This is a genomic window from Pseudomonas sp. RIT411, assembly GCF_003057735.2.
Lineage (GTDB): Bacteria > Pseudomonadota > Gammaproteobacteria > Pseudomonadales > Pseudomonadaceae > Chryseomonas > Chryseomonas oryzihabitans.
This window is the reverse complement of the sequence record NZ_QBIZ02000028.1, coordinates 26,151-48,331: the sequence shown is the minus strand read 5'-3', so window position 1 is coordinate 48,331 and position 22,181 is coordinate 26,151. Positions and strand designations below refer to the sequence as shown.

Here is a 22,181-nt window from a genome sequence, read left to right as displayed (position 1 = left end):
AGCCGGGCTGATTCGCGGCGTTCGATCCCGTCACGCCGGACAGCCCCCTCCCCCGCAAGCGGGAGAGGGGGTAATCCGGTGTGAGGGATAAGCCTCCTACGAAAGGGCAAACCCCGCGTAGGGTGGATGACGGCGCAGCCTCATCCACCGAAACACCCGAGGGGTCAGTGCGACTTGAGCCCCGCCGCCGTCAGTACCAGGCGCAGCACCCAGGCCACCACGCCCAGTGCCACCAGGCTGCAGGCCCAGATGCCGGCCATCCAGGCCAGCCGCTGCCAGAGCGGCTTGTTGTCCGCGGGATTGGGTTCGCGCGAGCGGCCGACCATCAGTGGTAGCCCTCCCCCGCGCGTACCTTGCCGCGGAACACGTAGTAGCCCCAGAAGGTGTACATCAGGGTGATGGGGATGATGAACAGGGTGCCGATGAGCAGGAACAGCTGGCTCTGCGGCGGCGACGAGGCCTCCCAGATGGAAACCGCCGGCGGGATGATGTTCGGCCAGAGGCTGATGCCTAGACCGCTGTAGCCGAGGAAGATCAGCGCCAGGGTCAGCAGGAAGGGCGCATGGTGCGAATCCTCGCGCAGGATGGCGCGCAGCAGGGCCAGGGTCACCACGCCGACCAGGATCGGCACCGGCAGGAACCAGACCAGGTTGGGCATGCTGAACCAGCGGGCGGAAATGGCCGCCTGGCTCAGCGGGGTCCAGATGCTCACCACCGCGGTAAAGGCCAGCAACAGGAACAGCAGCGGCTTGGTCAGGCGGCGCATGGTCGCCTGCAGCGGCCCCTCGGTCTTCATGATCAGCCAGGTGCTGCCCAGCAGCGCATAGGCGGCGATCACGCCCAGGCCGCAGAACACCGAGAAGGGCGTCAGCCAGTCCAGCGGACCTCCGACGTACTGGCGATTTTCCACCGGAAAGCCTTCGATGAAGGCACCCAGGGCCACGCCCTGGCAGAAGCTGGCCAGCAGCGAGCCGAAGATGAAGGACTTGTCCCACAGGGCTTCCTTGCCTTCCTGGACCTTGAAGCGGAATTCGAAGGCCACGCCGCGGAAGATCAGGCCGATCAGCATGAAGATCAGCGGCAGGTACAGCGCCGGCAGGATGATCGAGTAGGCCAGCGGGAAGGCGCCATAGAGCCCTGCCCCGCCGAGCACCAGCCAGGTCTCGTTGCCGTCCCAGATGGGCGCCACGGTGTTCATCATGACGTCGCGGTCTTCCTTGCCCTTGACGAAGGGAAAGAGGATGCCGATGCCCAGGTCGAAGCCGTCCATCACCACGTACATCATGAGGCCGAAGATGATGATGATCGCCCAGATCAGCGGGAGGTCGATGCCAGGGATGCCGTTCATGTGCGGTCTCCGGTCAGCTGGTCGGTGGGGTTGTCTTCTTCCAGGCCGCCATCGGCGCCGGACAGCGGACGCTTGGGATGACGATCGGTGCCCGGACCGCCGGAGGTGGGCAGGTCGCCTTCACCGGTGTGCGGACCCTTGCCGATCATGCGCAGCGCATAGAGGGTGCCGATGCCGAACACGGCGAAGTAGACCACCACGAAGGCCACCAGGGTGATGCTGAGCTGGGTGACGCTGTGGTTGGACACCCCGTCCTTGGTGCGCAACAGGCCGTAGACGATCCACGGCTGACGGCCCACCTCGGTGGTGAACCAGCCGGCCAGCAGGGCGATGAGACCGACCGGCCCCATGCAGGTGACCAGGCGCAGGAAGGCGCGGGTCTCGAACAGCTTGCCGCGCCAGCGCAGCCAGGCGCTCCACAGGCCGGCGGCGATCATCAGCATGCCCAGGGCGACCATGATGCGGAACGACCAGAACACCACATAGGCCGGCGGCCGGTCTTCCTTGGGGAAGTCCTTGAGCGCCGGGATCGGCTCGGTGAGGCTGTGCTTGAGGATCAGGCTGCCCAGTACCGGGATTTCCAGTTTGAAGCGGGTTTCCTCGCGCTCCATATCCGGCCAGCCGAACAGGATCAGCGGGGTCGCTTCGCCCGGGGGGTTCTCCCAGTGGCCTTCCATTGCGGCGATCTTGGCCGGCTGGTGCTCCAGGGTGTTGAGGCCATGGGCGTCGCCGACGAAGGCCTGCACCGGGGCCACCAGCAGGGCCATCCACATGGCCATGGAAAACATCTTACGCACCGCCGGGTTGTCGTTGCCGCGCAGCAGGTGCCAGGCCGCCGAGGCGCCGACCAGGAAGGCCACCGACAGGTAGGCGGCGATGGTCATGTGCGCCCAGCGGAAGGGGAAGGACGGGTTGAAGATCACCGCCAGCCAGTCCACCGGGACGATACGCCCATCGACGATCTCGTAGCCGCTCGGGGTGTGCATCCAGCTGTTGGAGGACAGGATCCAGAAGGTCGACATCAGGGTGCCGATGGCCACCATCACCGTCGAGAAGAAGTGCAGGCCGCGGCCCACGCGATTCCAGCCGAACAGCATGACGCCGAGGAAGCCGGCTTCGATGAAGAAGGCGGTCAGCACCTCGTAGGTCAGCAGCGGACCGGTCACGGCGCCGGCATAGTCGGCGAAGCCGCTCCAGTTGGTGCCGAACTCATAGGCCATCACCAGACCGGACACCACGCCCATGCCAAAGAAGATCGCGAAGATCTTCAGCCAGAAGTGATACAGATCCTTGTAGACGTGGTTGTCGGTCTTCAGCCACAGCCCTTCGAGCACGGCGAGAAAGCTCGCGGTACCGATGGACAGCGCCGGGAAGACGATGTGGAAGGACACGGTGAAGGCGAACTGGATCCGGGCGAGATCCAGGGCTTCGAGGCCGAACATAGCTTTTCCTCTCAGGCACGCCGGCCATTGAGGGTAGCCGGTCGAGTTGACGCTGACCGAGGTTCGAACCTCCGGCGTCGCCTGGGGTTCTAGCGGGACGCTAAAAAGGCGCCACCGCCGCTAGCCCATTGGACCAGGTCGGAAGCTGACGTGGATCAACGTCAGGCTTTAGGATAGACCTCCTCGATACATTTGCTTACGTGGTTGGATGTCGCATCGGGCAGGCTGTCGCACCCCGCAGTTGTATGACGATCAGTCCCCGGGTGGCTTAAGATGCCGCCTCTGTCCCTGCGAGCCCCAGTCATGTCCGGCGATACCCTGCAGCTGCGTCACCACCGTCCCTTCGTCGCCTTCTGGTTCGCCCGCATCTGCACCGCCGGCAGTTTCCAGATGCTCACCGTCGCCATCGGCTGGCACCTCTATTCCCTCACCGGCAACGTGCTCGATCTCGGCCTGGTGGGGCTGGTGGAATTCCTGCCGCGGGTACTGTTCATGCTGCACACCGGGCATGTCGCCGATCGCTACGACCGCCGCCGGGTCGCCGCCCTCTGCCAGACCGGCCAGGGCCTGATCGCCCTGGTGCTGCTGGTGGGCAGCCTCAATCAGGCGGTGACCCGCGAACTGATCTTCATCCTGGCCTTCTGCCTGGGTACCGCGCGCGCCTTCGAACAGCCCACCACTCAGGCGCTGCTGCCCAACATCGTGCCGCCGGCGATCTTTCCCCGCGCCATCGCCGCCGCGGCCTCGGCCATGCAGGGCGCCACCATCATCGCCCCCGCCCTGGGCGGCCTGCTCTATGCCCTGGGCGCCGCCTGGGTCTATGGCCCGGCGCTGGTGCTCTATGGCATCGCCATCCTGCTGGTCTCCAGCCTGCCGGCGCGGCAGACGCCCAGCCAGAAGGAAAAGCCGACCCTGGACAACCTGCTGGCCGGCATCCGCTTCATCAAGAGTCGCCCGGACGTGCTCGGCGCCATCTCCCTGGATCTCTTCGCCGTGCTCCTGGGCGGTGCCACCGCCCTGCTCCCGGTGTTCGCCGCCGACATCCTGCTCACCGGTCCCTGGGGCCTGGGCCTGTTGCGCTCGGCGCCGGCCGTGGGCGCCCTGGGCATGTCCTTTCTGCTCGCCTACGTCAGCCTCAATCGCCACGTGGGGCGCATCATGTTCGGTTCGGTCGCGCTGTTCGGCGTCGCCACCATCGCCTTCGGGCTGTCCACCTCGCTGTGGTTCTCGCTGGCCACCCTGGTGGTGCTGGGCGCCGCCGACATGGTCAGCGTGGTGATCCGCAGTTCCTTCGTCCAGCTGGAGACCCCCGATGCCATGCGCGGCCGGGTCAGTGCGGTCAACGGCCTGTTCATCGGCGCCTCCAACCAGCTCGGCGAGTTCGAGTCGGGGGTTACCGCGCACTTCTTCGGCACGGTGCCGGCGGTGGTGCTGGGCGGCGTCGGCACCCTGGTGATCACCGGGGTCTGGATGAAGCTGTTCCCCGGTCTGGCCAGGCGTGACCGGCTGACGGAGCCGCGCCAGGACAGTTGAATCCAGCCCTGCCGCCAACGGGCCATTCATACCTGGGGGATGACCGCTCGGCCCGAAGTAAACTTATCGCGCAAACCTTTAACGCAAAATGTGATCCATGTCACACACTTTGAAGCGTTGAGGTTTTCATGCGTACCCCCCTTTCCATGGCCGCCCGCCTGGGCCTGGGCTTCGGCCTGATCCTGGTGCTGATGCTGCTGATCACCCTCGTCGGCGTCCAGCGCGTCGGCGTCATCGATGACACCCTGACCGCCGTCAGCCAGGGCGCCAGCGTCAAGCAGCGCTACGCCATCAACTTCCGCGGCAGTGTGCACGACCGCGCCATCGCCATTCGCGATACGGTGCTGATCCACGACGCCGCGCCCCTGGCCAGTCGCCTGGCCGACATCGACCGGCTCAAGGCCTTCTATCGCCAGTCCGCCGAGCCCATGGATCAGCTGTTCGCCAGCCAGGGCGCCACGGCCGAGGAACAGCGCCTGCTGGCGGCCATCAAGGACATCGAAGGCACCGCCCTGCCGCTGACCGAGCGCCTGCTGCAGCTGCGCCAGGCCGGCGATCTGGAAGGCGCCCGGGTGTTCCTGCTGGAGCGCGTCTCGCCGGCCTATGTCGAGTGGCTCAAGCGCATCAATGCGCTCATCGATCACGAAGAAGCCATCGCCAGCGGCCACCTGGGCGAGGTCCGCGGCATCGCCGGCGGCTTCCGCTGGCTGATGCTGGTCACCTGCGCCCTCGCCCTGCTGCTGAGCGTCACCGTCTCCATCCTGATCATTCGCCAGATGGGTGCCACCCTGGGCGGCGAACCCCACGCCGTGGCCGCCGCCATCCGCCGGCTGGCCGAGGGCCGCCTGGACGAGCGCCCCGCCACCCGCCATCCGGACAGCGTCATGGGCACCCTGGGCAGCGCCACCGCGCACCTCGGCGAGACCATCGTCCAGGTACGCCATACCGCCAGCTCGGTCGCCGCGGCGGCAGCCCAGCTGCAAGGCACCGCCCAGACCAACCAGCGCCACACCGATGTGCAATCCAACCAGGCCCAGCACATGGCCGCCGCGGTCACCGAGCTGGCCGCCACCATCGGCGAGGTCGCCGGCTACGCGGCCCAGGCCGCCCAGGCCACCGGCAATGCCAGCGCCCAGGTGGACACCGGCAACCGGCTGGTCGCCAGCTCCGGCCAGGCCATCGGCCAGCTGGTGCAGGCCCTGGAACAGGCCAGCGTCACCGTGCAGCAAGTCTCCAGCGACAGCGCCAGCATCGAGAACATCGTCGCCGTCATCAACGGCATCGCCGAGCAGACCAACCTGCTGGCGCTGAACGCCGCCATCGAGGCGGCCCGGGCCGGCGAGCAGGGTCGCGGCTTCGCCGTGGTCGCCGACGAGGTCCGCAACCTGGCCACCCGCACCCAGGAATCGACCCGCGAGATCCGCGCTATGATCGCCACCCTACAGGAAGGTGCAGGGCGTGCCGCGGCGCAGATGGAGGAGAGTCGCGGCCAGGCCCACGAGACCGCCGAACTGACCCAGCGCGCCGTCGCGGCCCTGGCGGCCATCCAGGCGGACGTCGGCTCGGTGAACGCCATGAATGCCCAGATCGCCACCGCTGCGGCCCAGCAGACCGCCGTGGCCGAAGAGGTCAACGAGAACATCAACCGCATCCACGCGGCCACCCTGGAAACCGCCAGCGGTTCGCAGCAGATCGCCGGCGCCAGTCGCCAGCTGGCCGAATTGGCCGAGGACCTGGAGCGCCGCATGAGCCTGTTCCGCACGGCCTCGGCCTGAATATCCGGCAACGCTCGCGGGCTGAACCTAGACGCGCGCGTGACGGTCAGCAGTCAGACACCTTTTCCCGTGCAGGAGTCTGGACATGCAGCTTTCCCTCAACGGCCAGGTCGCCCTGGTCACCGGCGGCAGCTCCGGGATCGGCGCCGCCGTCGCCGAGGCCCTGGCCAAGGCCGGTGCCGCCGTCGCCATCAACTACCACTCCAGCGCCGAACCGGCCGAGGAACTGGCCAAGCGCATCCAGGACGCCGGCGGTCGCGCCATCGCCGTTGGCGGTGATGTCGGCGACGAGGCCGAGGTCCAGGCGCTGTTCAACCGCACCCTGGAAGCCTTCGGCCGGCTGGACATCCTGGTCGCCAACTCCGGCCTGCAAAAGGATGCGGCCGTGGCCGACATGTCGCTCAAGGACTGGAACACGGTGATCAACACCAACCTCACCGGGCAGTTCCTTTGCGCCCGGGCGGCGATCCGCCAGTTCCGCAAGCAGGGCCGCGACGAAAGCATCTCCCGCGCCCTGGGCAAGATCATCCATATGAGCTCGGTCCACGAGGTCATTCCCTGGGCTGGCCACGTCAACTACGCCGCCTCCAAGGGCGGGGTCAATCTGCTGATGCGCAGCCTGGCCCAGGAAGTCGCTGCCGAGGGCATTCGCGTCAACAGCATCGCCCCGGGCGCCATCGCCACCGCCATCAACGAAGAGGTGACCGGTGACGAGGCCAAGGCCCGCGAACTGCTCAAGCTGATCCCCTACAAGCGTGTCGGCCACGTCGACGACGTGGGCAACGTGGCGGTCTTTCTCGCCAGCGACCTGGCCGACTATATCGTCGGCACCACCCTGTTCGTCGACGGTGGCATGTGCCTCTATCCGGGATTCGAAGACAATGGCTGATTCCACCTCCGTGCACGCCCGCCGCAGTATCGGCGCCCACGGTGTCATCGGCGACCTGCGCACCTGCGCCCTGGTCGCCACCGACGGCACCATCGACCACTTCTGCTGGCCGAATCTGGACAGCCCCTCGGTATTCGCCGCCCTGCTCGACTCGGAAAAGGCCGGCTACTTCAGCCTGGCGCCGGTCTGGGAAGACGCCCGCGAGCAGCAGCTCTATCTGCCGGACACCAATATCCTGCAGACCCGCTGGCTGTCGGCGGAAGGCGTCGCCGAGATCACCGATCTGATGCCGGTGTGCAGCAGCGAGGACACCCAGCCGCGCATCGTCCGCCGCGTGCAGGTGGTGGCTGGGCGCTGCCGCTTCCGCCTGGTCTGCGCCCCGGCCCACGACTATGCCCGCGCCGAGACCCGCGCCCGCCTGGTGGACGGCGGCGCCCTGTTCGAGGCTGCGGGCCAGCCGACCCTGCGCCTGGCGTCGAGCGTCACCCTGCAGGTGGACGGCAACGCCGCCCTGGCCGAATTCGAACTGGAACAGGGCGAGCAGCTGGATTTCGTCTTTGGCTGCGAGAAGGACGACAAGGTCGTCGCCGGCCAGAGCGATCTCTGCTTCGAGGACACCCTGACCTACTGGACCTCCTGGGCCGCCAAGAGCCACTACCAGGGGCGCTGGCGCGAGATGGTCACCCGCTCGGCCCTGGCGCTGAAGCTGCTGACCTCCTGCAAGCACGGCTCCATCGCCGCGGCCGCCACCTTCAGCCTACCCGAAGCCCTGGGCGGTGAACGCAACTGGGACTATCGCGCCTCCTGGATCCGCGACGCCTCCTTTACCGTCTATGCCTTCATGCGCCTGGGCTACACCCAGGAAGCCAAGGACTTCACCCACTGGGTGGGCCAGTGCGTGGAAAACAGCCACAGCGCCCCGGAAAAGCTGCAGATCATGTATCGCCTGGACGGTGGCCTGGACCTGCCCGAGGAAACCCTCGACCACCTGGCCGGCTATGCCGACTCGAGTCCGGTGCGCATCGGCAATGAGGCCTACAAGCAGATCCAGCTGGACATCTATGGCGAGCTGATGGACGCCATCTACCTGTCCAACAAGTATGGCGAAGCCATCTCCCACCAGGGCTGGAAGGAGGTGGTGCGGATGATCGACCACGTCTGCGAGCACTGGAACCAGCCCGACGCCGGGATCTGGGAGATGCGCGGCGATCCCGAGCACTTCCTGCATTCGCGGCTGATGTGCTGGGTGGCCATCGACCGCGCGATGCGGCTGTCGGTCAAGCGCTCGTTGCCGATGCCCTACGAACGCTGGTACGCCGCTCGCGCTGCCATCCAGGAAGACATCTGGGACAACTTCTGGAACGCCGAACTGGGTCATTTCACCTCGACCCGCCACGGCAAGAGCCTGGATGCCGCCCTGTTGCTGATGCCGCTGGTGCGCTTCGTCAGCGCCACCGATCCCATGTGGCTGTCCACCCTGGACGCCATCAAGACCAACCTGGCCTACGACGGCATGATCCGCCGCTACAACCCGGCGGACACGCCAGCGGACAACCTCAAGGGCGAAGAAGGCGCCTTCGTCGCCTGCTCCTTCTGGTACGTCGAATGCCTGGCCCGCGCCGGTCGCGTCGACGAAGCCCACCTGGAGTTCGAAAAGCTGCTGGGCTACGCCAACCCCCTGGGTCTCTATGCCGAGGAACTGGACAAGCGCGGCTACCCCCTCGGCAACCTGCCCCAGGCCCTGTCGCACCTGGCGCTGATCAGCACCGCCTTCTTCCTGGATCGCAAGCTGAGCGGCAAGGATCCGCAGTGGCAGCCGTAGGGCGAGCCGATGCGGCCGCCCCTGCGGGTGCAGCCCGATAGCTGATCACAATCCTGCCGGAGCGGATAAAGCCGGAAACCCGCTCGGATAGCCCCCTCTCCCCTTGGGAGAGGGTTGGGGTGAGGGCACAGTGCAGTACGTAGCTACTGTGGAAAAGGCTGCGCCGTTTTCCACGCTACGGTGCCAAACGAAGGTAGCCAAACGCCTGCTCGGGCAGCCCCCTCTCCCCTTGGGAGAGGGTTGGGGTGAGGGCACAGCGTGGTACGTAGCTACTGTGGAAAAGGCTGCGCCGTTTTCCACGCTACGGTGCCAAACGAAGGTAGCCAAACGCCTACTTGGGCAGCCCCTCTCCCCTTGGGAGAGGGTTGGGATGAGGGTACAGCGCGGTACGTAGCTACTATGGAAAAGGCTGCGCCGTTTTCCACGCTACGGTGCCAAACGAAGGTAGCCAAACGCCTGCTCGGGCAGCCCCCTCTCCCCCTGGGAGAGGGTTGGGGTGAGGGCATAGTGCAGTACGTAGCTACTGTGGAAAAGGCTGCGCCGTTTTCCACGCTACGGTGCCAAACGAAGGTAGCCAAACGCCTGCTCGGGCAGCCCCCTCTCCCCCTGGGAGAGGGTTGGGGTGAGGGGCCAGAGCCGCAAGATCACAAGTAAGTCATTCAGGGTTTGCATCGTGCAGCCTGCTTAGCTGCAATCGCGGCCATGGGCCGCTCCTACCGGTCAACTTCGAGCACTGATGGCGACGACGTCGGGAAGCCAGCCCCTCACGCCACCCGACTCTGCCCCAGCACCTCGTTGACGCAATTGGCCATGTCGTCGATATGCCAGGGTTTGGGCATGAAGCGGGTGCGGCCGGCGCCGCGGGGCACGGTGAGTCGATCGCCGGAGGTGAGGATCACCGGGATATGGGGCCAGCGCTGGGAGACCAGCTGGGCGAGGGCCTCGCCGTCGAGGCGCCCCGGCATGCGCACGTCGGTGAAGAGCACGTCGATGCGGGCGCCGTTCTGCTCCAGATAGCTCAGGGCCGCATCGGCGGTCGGCACGGCCACCACCTGCAGGTCGACCAGCGACTCCAGCGCCTCGGTGGCCAGTTCCCGCAGCAACGGCTCGTCCTCTACCAAAAGCAGTAGCGGACGATAGGAGCCGAAGGGAGAAGATGCCTGAGTCATAACCAACAGACTTTGCCAAGGGGTCGCGGTTCTGACCGCTCGGCCTGGTCTCGACCAAAGTCGACCACCGGCATAGGCAAGACCTCTAGACGGCAACTTTCAAGGCTGCGCTGACTCGAAGCGTTCACCTCAGGGGTCGCCTGTGGTATTCTTTTTTAATCGAACGATCAATTAAAAAAGCATTCTTCCCTTTGACAGTGCGCAAGGAGTCCTCATGAGTGCGACGCCCTCATCCGGCACCGTAAAACTGAATCCTCCCGCCTTCTACTGCGCGGCCGCGGTGATTCTACTGTTTTCCCTGGCCGTCATCGGCCGTCCAGAGCAGGCCGGCGCCTGGTTGCTGCAGGCGCAGACCTGGGCCGCCAATACGGTCGGCTGGTACTACCTGCTGGCCATGTCGCTCTATCTGGTGTTCGTGGTGGTCACCGCGCTGTCCGGCTACGGCAAGATCAAGCTCGGTGCCGACCACGACCAACCCGAATTCAGCTACCTGTCCTGGGCCGGCATGCTGTTCGCCGCCGGCATCAGCATCACCCTGTTCTTCTTTTGCGTCTCCGAACCCCTGACCCACTTCGCCCAGCCGCCGGCCGGCGAAGGGGGCAATCCGGCAGCCGCGCGGCAGGCCATGCAGATCCTCTTCCTGCACTGGGGCCTGCACGGCTGGGGGGTGTTCGCCCTGGTGGCCATGGCCCTGGCCTACTTCGCCTACCGCCACAATCTGCCGCTGGCCCTGCGCTCGGCGCTCTATCCGCTGATCGGCAAGCGCATCAACGGGCCCATCGGCCACGCCGTGGACGCCTTCGGCATCATCGCCACCATCTTCGGCCTGGGCGCCGATCTGGGCTTTGGCGTGCTGCACCTCAATGCCGGGCTGGACTACCTGTTCGGCATCAGCCACAGCCACTGGGTGCAATTGATCCTCATCGTGCTGATGATGGGCGCGGCCATCGCCGTCGCCGTGTCCGGCGTCGACAAGGGCGTGCGCATCATGTCCGACATCAACATGGTGCTGGCCGTCGCCCTGCTGCTGTTCGTGCTGTTCGCCGGGCCGACCCAGCACCTGCTCAATACCCTGATCCAGAACATCGGCGACTACCTCTCGGCCTTGCCGGGCAAGAGCTTCGACCTCTATGCCTATGACGAGCCCTCCGACTGGCTGGGCGGCTGGACGGTGTTCTACTGGGCCTGGTGGATCGCCTGGGCGCCCTTCGTCGGGCTGTTCATCGCGCGCATCTCGCGCGGCCGCACCATCCGTGAATTCGTCTTTGGCGTGCTGTTCATCCCGCTGGGCTTCACCCTGGCCTGGCTGTCGATCTTCGGCAACAGCGCCCTGGAACTGGTCCTTGGGCAGGGCATGACCGGCCTGGCGCAGACCGCCCTCACCGATCCGGCCATGGCCTTCTACCAGGTGCTGGAGACCTATCCGGCCAGCCGCGTGGTGATCAGCGTCGCCGTGCTGGTGAGCTTCGTCTTCTTCGTCACCTCGGCCGATTCGGGCACCGTGGTGCTCTCGACCCTGTCGTCCAAGGGCGGCGAGGCCGACGAAGACGGTCCCAAGTGGCTGCGGGTGTTCTGGGGCGCGGCCGTGGCCGTGGTCACCGGCGGCCTGCTGTTCGCCGGCAGCATGGATGCCCTGAAGTCGGCGGTGGTGCTGACCTCGCTGCCCTTCTCGGTGGTGGTTTTGCTGATGATGTGGGGCCTGCACAAGGCGCTGCACCTGGAGTCCCAGCGCCAGCGGGCGCGGCTGCACTCCCTCGCGCCGGTGGCGACCAACGGCAAGGCCCGGCATGGCGGCTGGCGCCAGCGGCTGTCCCAGGCGGTGTACTTCCCCTCGCGGGACGAGGTCTATCGCTTCATGGACAGCACCGTGCGCCCGGCCATGGAAGAGATGGTCGAGGTCTCGCGGGAGAAGGGCCTGGTGGTGGAGACCCAGTTCGATTCCACCAACGCCAATCTGCAGCTGACCATCGGCCACGGCGAAGAGCACCCCTTCATCTACCAGGTGATCATGCAGGGCTATTTCACGCCCTCCTTCGCCCGCGCCGGCATCGGCGGCCTGCACCTGAAGAATCGGCGCTACTACCGCGCCGAGGTGCACCTGACCGAGGGCAGCCAGGACTATGACCTGGTGGGCTACAACCGCGAGCAGATCCTCAACGACATGCTCGACCAGTACGAGCGCCACCTGCAGTTCCTGCATCTGGTGCGCTGACAGGGCGGTTTTTTCAGCGACTGAAAGGCCATTGAAAGCCGCAAAGGTCGTATAATCGCCTCCAGGGCCGGCCCCGAGCCGGCCCCGGGGTCGGTACGCCGCGCCGGCTCCCCGCCGTCCGGAGACTGCTTTGTCCACCCCCTCTGTCCCCTCGCCCTATCCGCCCCTGGTGCAATGGCTGGCCCTAATCCTCTGCTCCGCCCTGGTCGGCGGCGGACTCAGTTGGCTGCAGGTGCCCGCGGCCCTCTTTCTCGGTCCCATGTTGGTGGCCATCGCCTTTGGCGTCGGCGGCGCCACCATCCGCATGCCGCGCCGGCTGTTCCAGACCGGCCAGGGCGTGGTGGGCTGCCTGATCGCCCATGCCATGACTGCCGCGGTGCTGCTCACCGTCGCCGAGCACTGGCCGGTGATGCTGCTGGCCACCGCCCTGACCGTGTTGCTCAGCCTGCTCACCGGTGCCCTGCTGGTGCGCTTCGGTGGCCTGCCGGGCAGCACCGCCGCCTGGGGCACCACGCCTGGCGCGGCAGCGGCCATGGTGGCCATGGCCGAGGAATACGGCGCCGATCCACGCATCGTCGCCACCATGCAATATGTGCGGGTCGTCTGCGTGGTGCTGATCAGTGCGCTGGTCGGCCGGTTACTGGGCGCCGAAGGCAGCGGCACCGGCCATCAGGCCACCGTGTTCAGCCTGGACGGCCACTTCGCCGTCAATCTGGCGCTGACCCTGGCGGTGGCCCTGGCCGGCAGCTGGCTGGGCGGTCGGCTGTTTCCCGCCGGCGCCCTGCTGCTGCCCATCGCCCTGGGTACCCTGCTGCAACTCAATGGCTGGCTGGACATCACCCTGCCCCATCTGCTGCTGGCGGCGGCCTATGGCGCCATGGGCTGCTATGTGGGCCTGAGATTCGATCGGGCCACGGTCGCCTATGTCTGGCGCGCCCTGCCCAAGATGATCTTCGCCTCGCTGCTGCTGATCGCGCTCTGCGCCCTGTCGGCGCTGCTAATGGCGCGGCTGATGCACGTGGACTTTCTCACCGCCTACCTGGCGACCAGTCCAGGCGGCCTGGATTCCATGGCCATCATCGCGGTGGATGCCCACGCCGATGTCGGCCTGGTACTGGCCATGCAGGCCTTGCGGCTGATCGGGGTGGTGCTGACCGGGCCGCTACTGGCCCGGCAGCTGGTCAAGCTGGCCCGCACCTGACCCGAGGTGCGGGCCTGGCACTCAGGCCGAGCGGCGGCGCTCGACCTGGGCGGTGATGTTGTAGCCTTCGGCGGCATGGCCGCGCACCACGACCCGGGCATCCGGGTAGAAACCCTTGAGGCGCTGTTCGAAGAGAAAGTAGATCTCCGCGCCGACCCGGATCTCCGCGGGATCGGTCAGGGTCAGGGAGAAATTGCGCACGGGATCGGCGGCATGCTGCGACTCGTTTTCCTCGATGCGCTGCATGGCGTCTTCGACGATCTGTTCGGCGATCTGCGACATCTGTGACCTCCTGGTCGGGGCAGTAACGGGGCGCCGTCCCGGAGACGGCTGTATCGCTAGTGACCACGGCGATGGCGCAGGGATTCGCGCGCTCTGCAAGATTCCGACGAAACTGTAGACTTGTCTGACTTTTATCCCTGTGCGGTGGCGTGAATCGGTCGACTCGCGGTCTCCTGCACACCGAGGACGAGGAAGCAGCCCCGCCATGGTCGACGCCGACGACACCCCCCTTCCACCGCGCAATCCGGCCACCCAGCGCCGGGCGCTGTGGCTGCTGGTCTGCGCCGTTGCGGTGATCCTGGCACTGGAATCCTGGCAGGTGTGGCGCAACTACCAGAATGCCTTCGCCAGTGCCCGCAGCGACGTCGGCAACATCGCCGTGGCCGCCGCCCAGCACGCCGATGACGCCATCAAGGAAGCCGATTCGCTGCTGGTCAGCATTCGCGATCGCCTGGAGGATCAACCCTTCGAGCAACTGGACCGCCTGCGGGTGCATCGCCTGCTGGCGCGCCAGGCCGCCCTCCTGCCGCAACTGCACGGATTGTTCGTCTACGATCGCGACGGCGAATGGCGGGTGACCGACAAGAGCAGCGAGCCGCCGCGGGCCAACAATGCCGATCGCGAGTATTTCCAGTTTCACCGGCAGCATCCGGCCGATGTGCTGCACGTCGGCGCGGTGATCGAGAGCCGCAGCACCCACGAGCTGATCATCCCGGTGTCGCGGCGCCTGGAAGACCGCGACGGGCGCTTTGCCGGCGTCCTGCTCGCCACCATCCGCCTGCAGTATTTCGTCGACTACTACGAGCGCTTCAAGCTGGATGCCCGGGGCGCCATCACCCTGGCGCTGGACGACGGCACCCTGATGGTCCGCCGTCCCTATGTGCCCGAGCACGTCGGCACCCCGCTGGCCGATGGCGAGCTGTTTCGCCAATACGTGAACCAGGCGCCCAACGGTACCGCCCTGGTGCGCGCCATGCTCGATGGCCAGGAGCGCCTCTATGCCTTCCAGCACCTGGAGGGCTATCCGCTGGTGGCCCTGGCCGGTATCTCCCGGCGCGACATCCTCGCCGGCTGGCGCCAGGACATGCTGAGATCGGTGACGGTGGTCGGCCTGATCATCCTCGGCATGCTGGTCTTCGGCTTTCGGCTACTCCGTGAGATCCGCGCCGGGGAGCGCAGCGCGGCAGCCCTGCGCCAGGCCCACGACGAGCTGCACCTGCTGACCCTCAAGGACAGCCTCACCGGGCTGGGCAATCGCCGCCAGTTCGACAACCTGCTGCCGGTGGAGCTGGCGCGCGCGCAGCGCAATGGCCAGCCGCTCAGCCTGCTGATGATCGACATCGATCACTTCAAGGCCTACAACGACCACTATGGCCATCCGGCGGGGGATCGCTGCCTGCAGGCGGTGGCCGGCGTGGTGGCCTCGGCGGCGCGGCGCCCGGGCGACCTGGCGGCGCGCTATGGCGGCGAGGAGATGGTCCTGCTGCTGCCCAATTGCGACGAGCACGGCGCCCAGCGCGTGGCCGCCACGGTGCAGGAACGCCTGCAGGTGCTGGAAGTGACCCATGCCACCAGTCCCTTCGGCCGCATCACCGTCAGTCTCGGCATCGCCGTGCAGCCGCCCGGGCAGACCCCGCCGCCCCAGCCCGCCGACCTGCTGGCCAGCGCCGATGCCGCGCTCTACCGGGCCAAGCACCTGGGCCGCAATCGCTCCCATCCGCCGCCGGAGGCGGACGTCAGCTAGAGCCCACTGGGCGCCGGCTAGCCCCCTTCATCCGCAGATCATGCCGCCGCGGTGGTGCACCCGGTCCTTGCCGGCGCGCTTGGCCTGATAGAGCTCGCCATCGGCCTGCTTGAGCAGATCCGAGGGCTGATAGCCCGGGGCGAGGCGCGCCACCCCGGCACTGAAGGAAAAACAGCTGCCGGTGCGGGTGTTGCTGCGGATATCGTCCAGCAGCGCCTGCAGCCGCTGCGCCAGCTGGCGCTCGTCCTCGGGCTTGAGCAGCACACCGAACTCCTCGCCGCCCAGGCGCCCGAAGCGTCCATCGGGGAAATGCCGACCGAGGATGGTCGCAGTCTCCTTGAGCACCTGATCGCCCACGTCGTGGCCGAATCTGTCGTTGATCCGCTTGAAGTCATCGATGTCGAGCATGACGAAATACCAGGATGGCGAGCCATCCCGGCAGACCTGCTCCATGTCCAGCATCAGCGCCCTGCGGTTGCTGATCCCGGTGAGGGCATCGGTTTCCGCCTGCAGCCGATAGCGTTCCTTGAGTTCCAGGGTGCTGGCGACGATGCGTACGAAGGTGGCATTGAGCAGCAGCCCCAGTGCCAGGCTGGCCCCCAGCATCACCCAGAACAGCGGCAGGGCCGCTGCGGTGATGTTGTCCAGTTCGCCATAGAACAGCAGCAGCCAGACCGCGCAGGCGGCGATGCCGTAGTCGAGCACATGGGAAAACAGAATGGTCGAGCCGAGGATGATGACGATGGCCATGGGGATCATCCAGGCATAGCCGGCCTCGCCCATGCCCAGGATCTGGAAGCGGAAGGCCAGGGCCTCGAACAGCACGAACACCAGGGCGAACAGGCGCCAGACGGCAAAGCGCCGGGCGGTGGTCATGGCCAGGCAGGAGCCGATCATGCCGGCGAAGGCCAGCCAGCCCCAGGCCGGCACCCCGGCGGTCAGGAAGGGGTTGATCAGCACGCTGATCAACCAGCCCAGGATGCCGGTGCTCTGCGCCAGCACATTGGGTAGTTGCAGCATCTGGCGAATGTGAGTCTGGTAAGTCACTGCACAACTCGAACGCCAAATTTTGTGGCCAACTGATATCACCTGATGCTATCCCATTCGGGGCCCGTCGTCGGCGGAAAGCGGACTCAAGAAAGACAATAGACGTCTGATCATCGCTTCGCCTTGGACAAGACCGCATAGGACCACGGTCGCACGCGAACCAGGCAAACGGACGGCGGCGAAATGACGCCACCGGTCAGCTCGCCCTGCAAACCGGCTCGCCCGGCCCGCTAAGCTCTTCGCTCGTGGATCTTCGACTAGGCTTGGCAGTGCCCAGGCCGTCGTTCATGCTTTCGACGACTCATAAGCTCCCACCATCGGTAAAGAACCAACCAGGCGCCATCATGGAAATCGATGCTCTGTTCGATCACCTGCATACCCTTCCCAGCATTCCCAAGGTGGCTCAGGAGCTGATCCAGCAGTTCGACGATCCCGACAGCAGCATCGAAGACGTCGCCCGCAATCTGGCGCTGGATCCGGTGCTTTCGGCCAAGGTCCTGCGCCTGGCCAACTCGGTGCGCTTTCGCGGCGTGCGCCCCTCGACCAGCATCGAAGGCGCGGCCATCCGCCTGGGCTTCGATGCCCTGCGCACCCTGGTCCTGGCTTCGGCGGTAACCGCCGCCTTCCGCCACAACCCCAGCTTCGATCCGCGGGATTTCTGGCAGCACAGCTTCGACGTGGCCAGCATCTGCCGCGTCCTCGCCCGCCAGGCCGGTGCCGATGCCGAGACCGCCTTCACCTGCGGCATGCTGCACAGCATCGGCGAGCTGCTGATCAGGACGGCGGCGCCCGATATCGCCGTGCGCATCGACGCCGAGCAGCGCGCCCCGGTGCCCGCCGACCAGGCCATCGGCTTCGGCTATCCGGAGGTGGGCGCCGAGCTGGCCCGTCGCTGGCAACTGCCGGTGGTGATCCAGCATGCCATCGCCTACCAGCTGCACCCCCAGGATGCGCCGGAGGATTCCACCCAGGCGCGCATGGTCGCCCAGGCGCGATTGGTGTCCTTTGTCCTGCGTCGTCATGGCGGCATCAACGACCAGGCCAAGGCGGCCCTGGCCAATCCCCTGCTGGAAGGCGTGGATCTGGAGCTGCTACTGGGCGAGCTGCCCGAGGTCATAGAGGCGGACAAGGCCTTCGGTACCCTGATCAACTGACCGGCCGTCCCTTGCCGGGCCAGCGCCACCGCCTGGATCAAAAATCTGCCAGCCGGTCATGGCAAAAGTCGAACGGGTACCGCAAGAATCGGTCGAAGCGTTATAGCTGACAGGAGTGATTGCGATGGCCGAGCCGCTGAAGTTCACGGATGCGAACACCATTATCAAGGGCGCTTTTCAACCGATGCTGTGCGCCATGACCGCCCAGGATCCGGCGACCTTCAACGTCGAGGTCTATGCGCCCAACGGCACGGCGCTCCTGCAACGCCGCATCGCCCGGGTCGATCTGCTGGACAACTCCCTGCTGGAAGCCTTCATCTGCGACAGTCGCGCCCGCATCGAGCGGGCGACCCATGAGCGACTCGACTGGCAGGTACGCTACACCCGCGCCTCCTGAAGCCGCTTCCTGCGGTCAGATGCCAACCAGCCCAAAGGCGCCCCGAGAGGCGCCTTTTGCTTGACCCTCAATCGTTGAGCACGCGCTTCTGCTGACTGCCCTGGGCCTTGGTGGCCGGGGTCTTGTCTACCTTCTTCTGGGTCGAGGGCGTGGCGCTGGAGGTGTCGTCCGCGCTGTCCCTGTTGCTGGTGTTGGAGCTGCCCGGCGCGCCTATGCCGTTGCCGGTCACCCCGGCGTCGTTGTTGTTGCTGGCGGCCAGGCTGGGACCGGCCACCAGGGCCAGGGCAGCGCTCAGGGCAAGGATCAGCGGGGTCTTGCGCATCTTGGTGTCCTCCGGCCGCGAAAGGAAGGGTGTCGCGGGCTGCACCCTGCTGGTTAGGCCAAAGGCCGGGCCAAGCGTTCCCCCCTTCCTATAGACTAATGGCCATCCCCGCCGTACCTCGACAGGTGCGGCCGTCGCGTTCAGGAGTTGCCGTGAAGCACCGTTACCTCATCGTCGATCGCACCGCGCTCGATACCCCCGCGCTGTTCGACTATCTGGCCGAGGCGCCGCAGCACCGCGTCATCGTTTCCGGCGGCACGGCCGAGCAACTGTTCGCGGCGGAGCTCTGGCCGCGCCTGCGCGAACGCCTGGCGCCCCACGCCGAGCGCTTCTTCTTCGCCGATTCCAGCGGTCCGCTGCTGCAGGCCGAACTGGAAGGCCGCAAGCCCGGCCTGCTGGATCGCGAACTGACCCTGGCCTTCAAGCAGGCGGTGACCGCCGATGCCGAGGACGACCGGGTCCTGACCCGCATTCGCCGCGAATTGCTCGACACCGATGACGACTACCAGGCCAACCGCCGCATCTTCCTCAACAGCCTGCTCGGCCAGATGCGCCGCGCCCTGCCGGCGGGTGCCGTGACCGCCGGCAACTGGCAGGACGCCGTCCGCCAGGCCATCGCCGCCGCCCAGCAGGGCCTGGCCAAGGGCTTCGCCCCCGGGCTGGCCGATGCCCCCTTCAAGGTCTTTCTCAAGGCCTATCCGCTGGCGGCGCGCTATGTCGCCCAGCTCGCCGTGCTGCTGATCACCGCCGGGCGCCAGGACAACGACGTTCTCATCGATCGCTTCGTCGCCCAGGATCCGGCGCTGGTCGCCACCCTGTTCGACGGCCTGCTAACCGAAGACGATGACCAGCGCCAGGCCTACACCGCCCTCAAGCGCACCCTGGATGCCCTGGGGACCGGTGGCCAGGCGCTGCACTGAGGGTCTAGAGGCGCTCCAGCAGCGCCGGCAGGATCACCCCGGCCGCGCCCAGCAGTTGCCAGTCATGGCTGAAGTCCACCACCGGCTGCGGATCGATGCGGACCACCGTGGCGCCCTGCTGGCGCGCCACCCCTGGCAGACTGGCCGCCGGCTGCACCAGGCCGGAGGTGCCGACCACCAGGCAGAGGTCGCAACGCTCGGCCAGGGCCCAGGCGCTGGCCAGGGCCTCTTCCGGTAGCGACTCGCCGAACCAGACCACGCCCGGCCGGGCCAGGCCGCCGCAGGCGGGACAGCGCGGCGGCGCCACGAGCTGCTCCGCCGCTTCCGGCAACGCCGGCGCCGTCAGCGGTCGCGCGCACTCGAAGCAGCGCGGCGCGTGCAGGCTGCCGTGCAGATGGATCACCGCGCGACTGCCCGCGCGCTCGTGCAGGTCGTCGACATTCTGGGTAACCAGGTGCAAGCGGCCGTGCCTGTCGCCCCACTGCGCCAGGGCGCGGTGGGCCGGGTTGGGCTGGGCCGCCAGCACCTGGGCGCGGCGCCCCTCGTACCAGCTCCAGACCCGCACCGGATCCTCGATAAAGGCCTTGGCGGTGGCCAGTTGCGCCGGGTCGAAGCGCGCCCAGAGCCCGGTCAGGGCTTCGCGAAAGGTGGCGATGCCGCTTTCCGCCGACACGCCGGCACCGGTCAGGACCAGCACCTCGTCGGCCTGGCGCAGGCGGTCGAGCAACACCGCCGGCAAGGCGGCGAGACCGCTTCGACAATCGATGGGATCGGGCATGGATGCGTTCACTCCTGACATCTGCGGCAAAACAACAGGGTCTTGCGGACCGCGAAAAAGGCCAGAAGTGTGACGCTACTCGACGGATGGTGAGTCCACTCATCGTTTTCCGGGGAACTGAGGTTCACCCTTTTCGCCACAGGCCGATAATCCGGGAGTCCGCGTCCGATGTCGCTCCGACCCTAACGGTATGTGAATGAAGAAGTCCGTCGTTTCCAAGTATCCGCGCCTGCTCGTCGCCGGCGCTCTGGCCCTCGTCACCGTCCTCGGCCTGGCCAGCTGGCTGTGGCTCAAGCCCGCCACGCCGGCCCCGACCGCCACCGCCATGCTCGCCAGCGTGCAGCAGGCGCCCGAACACTGGACCGGGCAGCCACGTGACCTCTCCGTGCTGCTGGCCGATCTGCGCGCCCAGGCCATCAGCGGCGCCGTGATCGGGGATCACACCCTCTACATAGACACCACCCGCGGCGAACACTATGCCGTGGCCGACAACGGCGGCCGCATCGCCGATCGCCTGCTGGCCGACTACGCCACCCAGGCCGAGCCGCTGTTCCCGGTCGCCACCTGGAGCGAATCCGGGCAGCGCCATCCCTGGCTGGACGCCCTGCTGATCAACCTGCCGGGCTATCTGCTCCTGCTGCTGCTCGCCGTGCCCCTGGCGCTGCGTTTCGCCAGCCCCTTCAAGCTGCACCGCAAGGGCACCGGCATCTCCTTCAAGGACGTGGTCGGCGCCGCCGAAGCCAAGCGGGCGCTGGAAGACGTCACCACCTGCCTGCGCAATCCCAAGGCCTTCGCCGCCCTGGGTGCCCGTCCGCCCAAGGGTGTGCTGCTGACCGGCGAACCCGGCACCGGCAAGACCCAGCTGGCCAAGGCCCTGGCCACCGAGTGTAACGCCCACTTCATCCAGGTGACCGGCAGCGACTTCTCCTCGATGTTCTTCGGGGTCGGCATCCAGAAGGTCAAGTCGCTGTTCCGCACCGCGCGCAAGAAGGCGCCCTGCATCATCTTCATCGACGAGATCGACGGCATCGGCCGCCGCGCCGAGCAGTCGCGCTCCAGCGATGCCGAGGCCAACCGCATCATCAACCAGTTCCTCACCGAGCTGGACGGCTTCGACGGCACCAGCGGCGTGCTGGTGCTGGGTGCCACCAACTTCGCCGATTCCCTGGATCCGGCGCTGCGCCGTGAAGGTCGCTTCGACCGCACCATCGCCGTGCCGCTGCCGAGCCTGGAAGACCGCCGCGCGCTGTTCGAACTCTATGCCGGCAAGCTGCCCTGCCAGGGCGAACTGGATTTGGCCGCCCTCTCCCGCGGCACCGTGGGCCTGACCCCGGCGGCCATCGCCTACATCAGCAACCACGCCGCCCTGCTGGCCGCTCGCGAGAACGCCAGCGCCGTGACCATGGCCCACTTCGTCGAGGCCATCGAGACCTGCCGCATCGGCGAGCAACCCGTCGGCGTCACCCCGCTGGGTTCGGCCGAGCGCACCCGCATCGCCGTGCACGAAGCCGGTCATGCCCTGGTCGCCGCGGTGCTCAATGTCGGTCGGGTGGAAAAGGTCACCCTGCTGCCGCGTGGCCAGGCCCTGGGCGTGACCCTGATCACCCCCACCGAAGACAAGCGCCTGCATCTGAAGTCGGAACTCGAAGGCCGCATCCAGATGCTGCTGGCCGGTCGTTGCGCCGAGCAGCTGTATTTCAACGAGGTCTCCTCGGGTGCCGCCCAGGATCTGCAGGAAGCCTCCAAGCTGGCGCTGTCCATGGTCGCCTCGCTGGGCATGGGTCCGAGCGGCTCGCTGCTCAGCCTGCAGGCCCTGCGCGATGCCGGTATCGAATTCGACGCCGCGCCCAGTATCGCCGCCGCCGATCAGCTGCTGCACAGCCTGGATCATCGCTGCCTGGCGCTGATCACCGAGCTCAAGCCGGCGCTGGACGACATCACCGACCAGCTGCTGCGCGACGAGACCATCCCCGGCAGCGCCGTGGCCGAAGCCATCGCCCGCGCCAGCGGCCTGGAAGCCTGCGGCGCCCTCAATCGCGCCCTGGCCTTCGTGCCGGAGCGTTCGACCGACCCGCGCGCGGGTGACGGCGAACGCAGCATCGCGGCCGCCTTCAAGGGCGAGTGATACCCGCGACGCCTTGCAACG

19 protein-coding genes are annotated in these 22,181 nt (G+C 67.0%); 11 read left to right on the top strand and 8 right to left on the bottom strand.

Annotated features, from left to right (window positions below):
- Positions 1 to 164: 164 nt before the first annotated feature.
- The 3 genes from DBY63_RS23730 to DBY63_RS23720 are packed head-to-tail and all read right to left on the bottom strand — an operon-like array spanning position 165 to position 2,790.
- Complete coding sequence (locus tag DBY63_RS23730) at positions 165 to 326, bottom strand: DUF2474 domain-containing protein (RefSeq protein WP_017640936.1); 162 nt, start codon at positions 324 to 326, stop codon at positions 165 to 167.
- The gene (cydB, locus tag DBY63_RS23725) at positions 326 to 1,348 is read right to left on the bottom strand and encodes a cytochrome d ubiquinol oxidase subunit II (RefSeq protein WP_007162565.1); all 1,023 of its coding nucleotides are present in this window, start codon (positions 1,346 to 1,348) and stop codon (positions 326 to 328) included. The genes DBY63_RS23730 and cydB overlap by 1 nt, the downstream gene beginning before the upstream one ends.
- Complete coding sequence (locus DBY63_RS23720) at positions 1,345 to 2,790, bottom strand: cytochrome ubiquinol oxidase subunit I (RefSeq protein WP_074584987.1); 1,446 nt, start codon at positions 2,788 to 2,790, stop codon at positions 1,345 to 1,347. Before DBY63_RS23720 ends, cydB begins: the two co-directional genes overlap by 4 nt.
- Before the next feature lie 303 nt (positions 2,791 to 3,093).
- Between DBY63_RS23720 and DBY63_RS23715 the strand changes: the two genes are divergently transcribed.
- The 4 genes from DBY63_RS23715 to DBY63_RS23700 all read left to right on the top strand — a co-directional run bounded on the left by DBY63_RS23715 (position 3,094) and on the right by DBY63_RS23700 (position 8,809).
- Positions 3,094 to 4,323 (top strand): MFS transporter, encoded by a 1,230-nt coding sequence (locus DBY63_RS23715; protein WP_007162567.1) that lies wholly within the window; start codon positions 3,094 to 3,096, stop codon positions 4,321 to 4,323.
- Positions 4,324 to 4,451: 128 nt separating this feature from the next.
- Positions 4,452 to 6,098, top strand: coding sequence for a methyl-accepting chemotaxis protein (locus tag DBY63_RS23710; RefSeq protein ID WP_223855408.1), 1,647 nt, complete (start codon positions 4,452 to 4,454; stop codon positions 6,096 to 6,098).
- A gap of 85 nt (positions 6,099 to 6,183) precedes the next feature.
- On the top strand, positions 6,184 to 6,987 hold the full coding sequence (locus DBY63_RS23705) for a glucose 1-dehydrogenase (RefSeq protein ID WP_108582961.1): 804 nt from the start codon (positions 6,184 to 6,186) through the stop codon (positions 6,985 to 6,987).
- Positions 6,980 to 8,809, top strand: coding sequence for a glycoside hydrolase family 15 protein (locus DBY63_RS23700; protein ID WP_077171752.1), 1,830 nt, complete (start codon positions 6,980 to 6,982; stop codon positions 8,807 to 8,809). Before DBY63_RS23705 ends, DBY63_RS23700 begins: the two co-directional genes overlap by 8 nt.
- A 764-nt stretch (positions 8,810 to 9,573) precedes the next feature.
- Here the strand turns inward: DBY63_RS23700 and DBY63_RS23695 are convergent.
- Entirely contained in the window at positions 9,574 to 9,978 is a 405-nt protein-coding gene (locus tag DBY63_RS23695) for a response regulator (RefSeq protein WP_256203982.1), read from the bottom strand.
- A gap of 247 nt (positions 9,979 to 10,225) precedes the next feature.
- On the opposite strand from DBY63_RS23695, the gene betT reads away from it, so the two are divergent.
- Together betT and DBY63_RS23685 are read left to right on the top strand one after the other, a co-directional pair.
- Positions 10,226 to 12,190, top strand: coding sequence for a choline BCCT transporter BetT (gene betT / locus DBY63_RS23690; RefSeq protein ID WP_085982657.1), 1,965 nt, complete (start codon positions 10,226 to 10,228; stop codon positions 12,188 to 12,190).
- Between the two features lie 130 nt (positions 12,191 to 12,320).
- On the top strand, positions 12,321 to 13,391 hold the full coding sequence (locus DBY63_RS23685; RefSeq protein WP_027599059.1) for an AbrB family transcriptional regulator: 1,071 nt from the start codon (positions 12,321 to 12,323) through the stop codon (positions 13,389 to 13,391).
- A gap of 21 nt (positions 13,392 to 13,412) precedes the next feature.
- Here DBY63_RS23685 and DBY63_RS23680 read toward each other — a convergent pair whose 3' ends face one another.
- On the bottom strand, positions 13,413 to 13,673 hold the full coding sequence (locus DBY63_RS23680) for a hypothetical protein (RefSeq protein ID WP_007162574.1): 261 nt from the start codon (positions 13,671 to 13,673) through the stop codon (positions 13,413 to 13,415).
- A 205-nt stretch (positions 13,674 to 13,878) separates the two neighbouring features.
- Here DBY63_RS23680 and DBY63_RS23675 point away from each other — a divergent pair, with 205 nt between their 5' ends.
- Positions 13,879 to 15,417 carry a sensor domain-containing diguanylate cyclase gene (locus tag DBY63_RS23675; RefSeq protein ID WP_108582962.1) on the top strand — a complete coding sequence of 513 codons (1,539 nt, stop codon included), beginning with the start codon at positions 13,879 to 13,881 and terminating at the stop codon, positions 15,415 to 15,417.
- 27 nt (positions 15,418 to 15,444) lie between these two features.
- Here the strand turns inward: DBY63_RS23675 and DBY63_RS23670 are convergent, their stop codons facing one another.
- Entirely contained in the window at positions 15,445 to 16,464 is a 1,020-nt protein-coding gene (locus DBY63_RS23670; protein WP_042138237.1) for a GGDEF domain-containing protein, read from the bottom strand.
- A 341-nt stretch (positions 16,465 to 16,805) separates the two neighbouring features.
- On the opposite strand from DBY63_RS23670, the gene DBY63_RS23665 reads away from it, so the two are divergent.
- Together DBY63_RS23665 and DBY63_RS23660 are read left to right on the top strand one after the other, a co-directional pair.
- Positions 16,806 to 17,618, top strand: a complete 813-nt coding sequence (locus DBY63_RS23665; protein WP_200893337.1) for an HDOD domain-containing protein — start codon at positions 16,806 to 16,808, stop codon at positions 17,616 to 17,618.
- A gap of 124 nt (positions 17,619 to 17,742) precedes the next feature.
- Positions 17,743 to 18,015, top strand: coding sequence for a hypothetical protein (locus tag DBY63_RS23660; RefSeq protein ID WP_007162578.1), 273 nt, complete (start codon positions 17,743 to 17,745; stop codon positions 18,013 to 18,015).
- A gap of 67 nt (positions 18,016 to 18,082) precedes the next feature.
- Here the strand turns inward: DBY63_RS23660 and DBY63_RS23655 are convergent, their stop codons facing one another.
- Complete coding sequence (locus tag DBY63_RS23655; RefSeq protein WP_007162579.1) at positions 18,083 to 18,337, bottom strand: hypothetical protein; 255 nt, start codon at positions 18,335 to 18,337, stop codon at positions 18,083 to 18,085.
- 152 nt (positions 18,338 to 18,489) lie between these two features.
- Here DBY63_RS23655 and DBY63_RS23650 point away from each other — a divergent pair, with 152 nt between their 5' ends.
- Positions 18,490 to 19,257: a hypothetical protein gene (locus DBY63_RS23650; RefSeq protein WP_108582963.1), complete on the top strand. Its 768-nt coding sequence runs from the start codon at positions 18,490 to 18,492 to the stop codon at positions 19,255 to 19,257.
- Between the two features lie 4 nt (positions 19,258 to 19,261).
- Here the strand turns inward: DBY63_RS23650 and DBY63_RS23645 are convergent, their stop codons facing one another.
- A complete protein-coding gene (locus DBY63_RS23645) occupies positions 19,262 to 20,035 on the bottom strand; it encodes an NAD-dependent deacylase (protein WP_108582964.1) in 774 nt (257 codons plus the stop codon).
- Positions 20,036 to 20,231: 196 nt separating this feature from the next.
- On the opposite strand from DBY63_RS23645, the gene DBY63_RS23640 reads away from it, so the two are divergent.
- The gene (locus DBY63_RS23640; RefSeq protein WP_027599065.1) at positions 20,232 to 22,160 is read left to right on the top strand and encodes an AAA family ATPase; all 1,929 of its coding nucleotides are present in this window, start codon (positions 20,232 to 20,234) and stop codon (positions 22,158 to 22,160) included.
- Positions 22,161 to 22,181 lie beyond the last annotated feature (21 nt).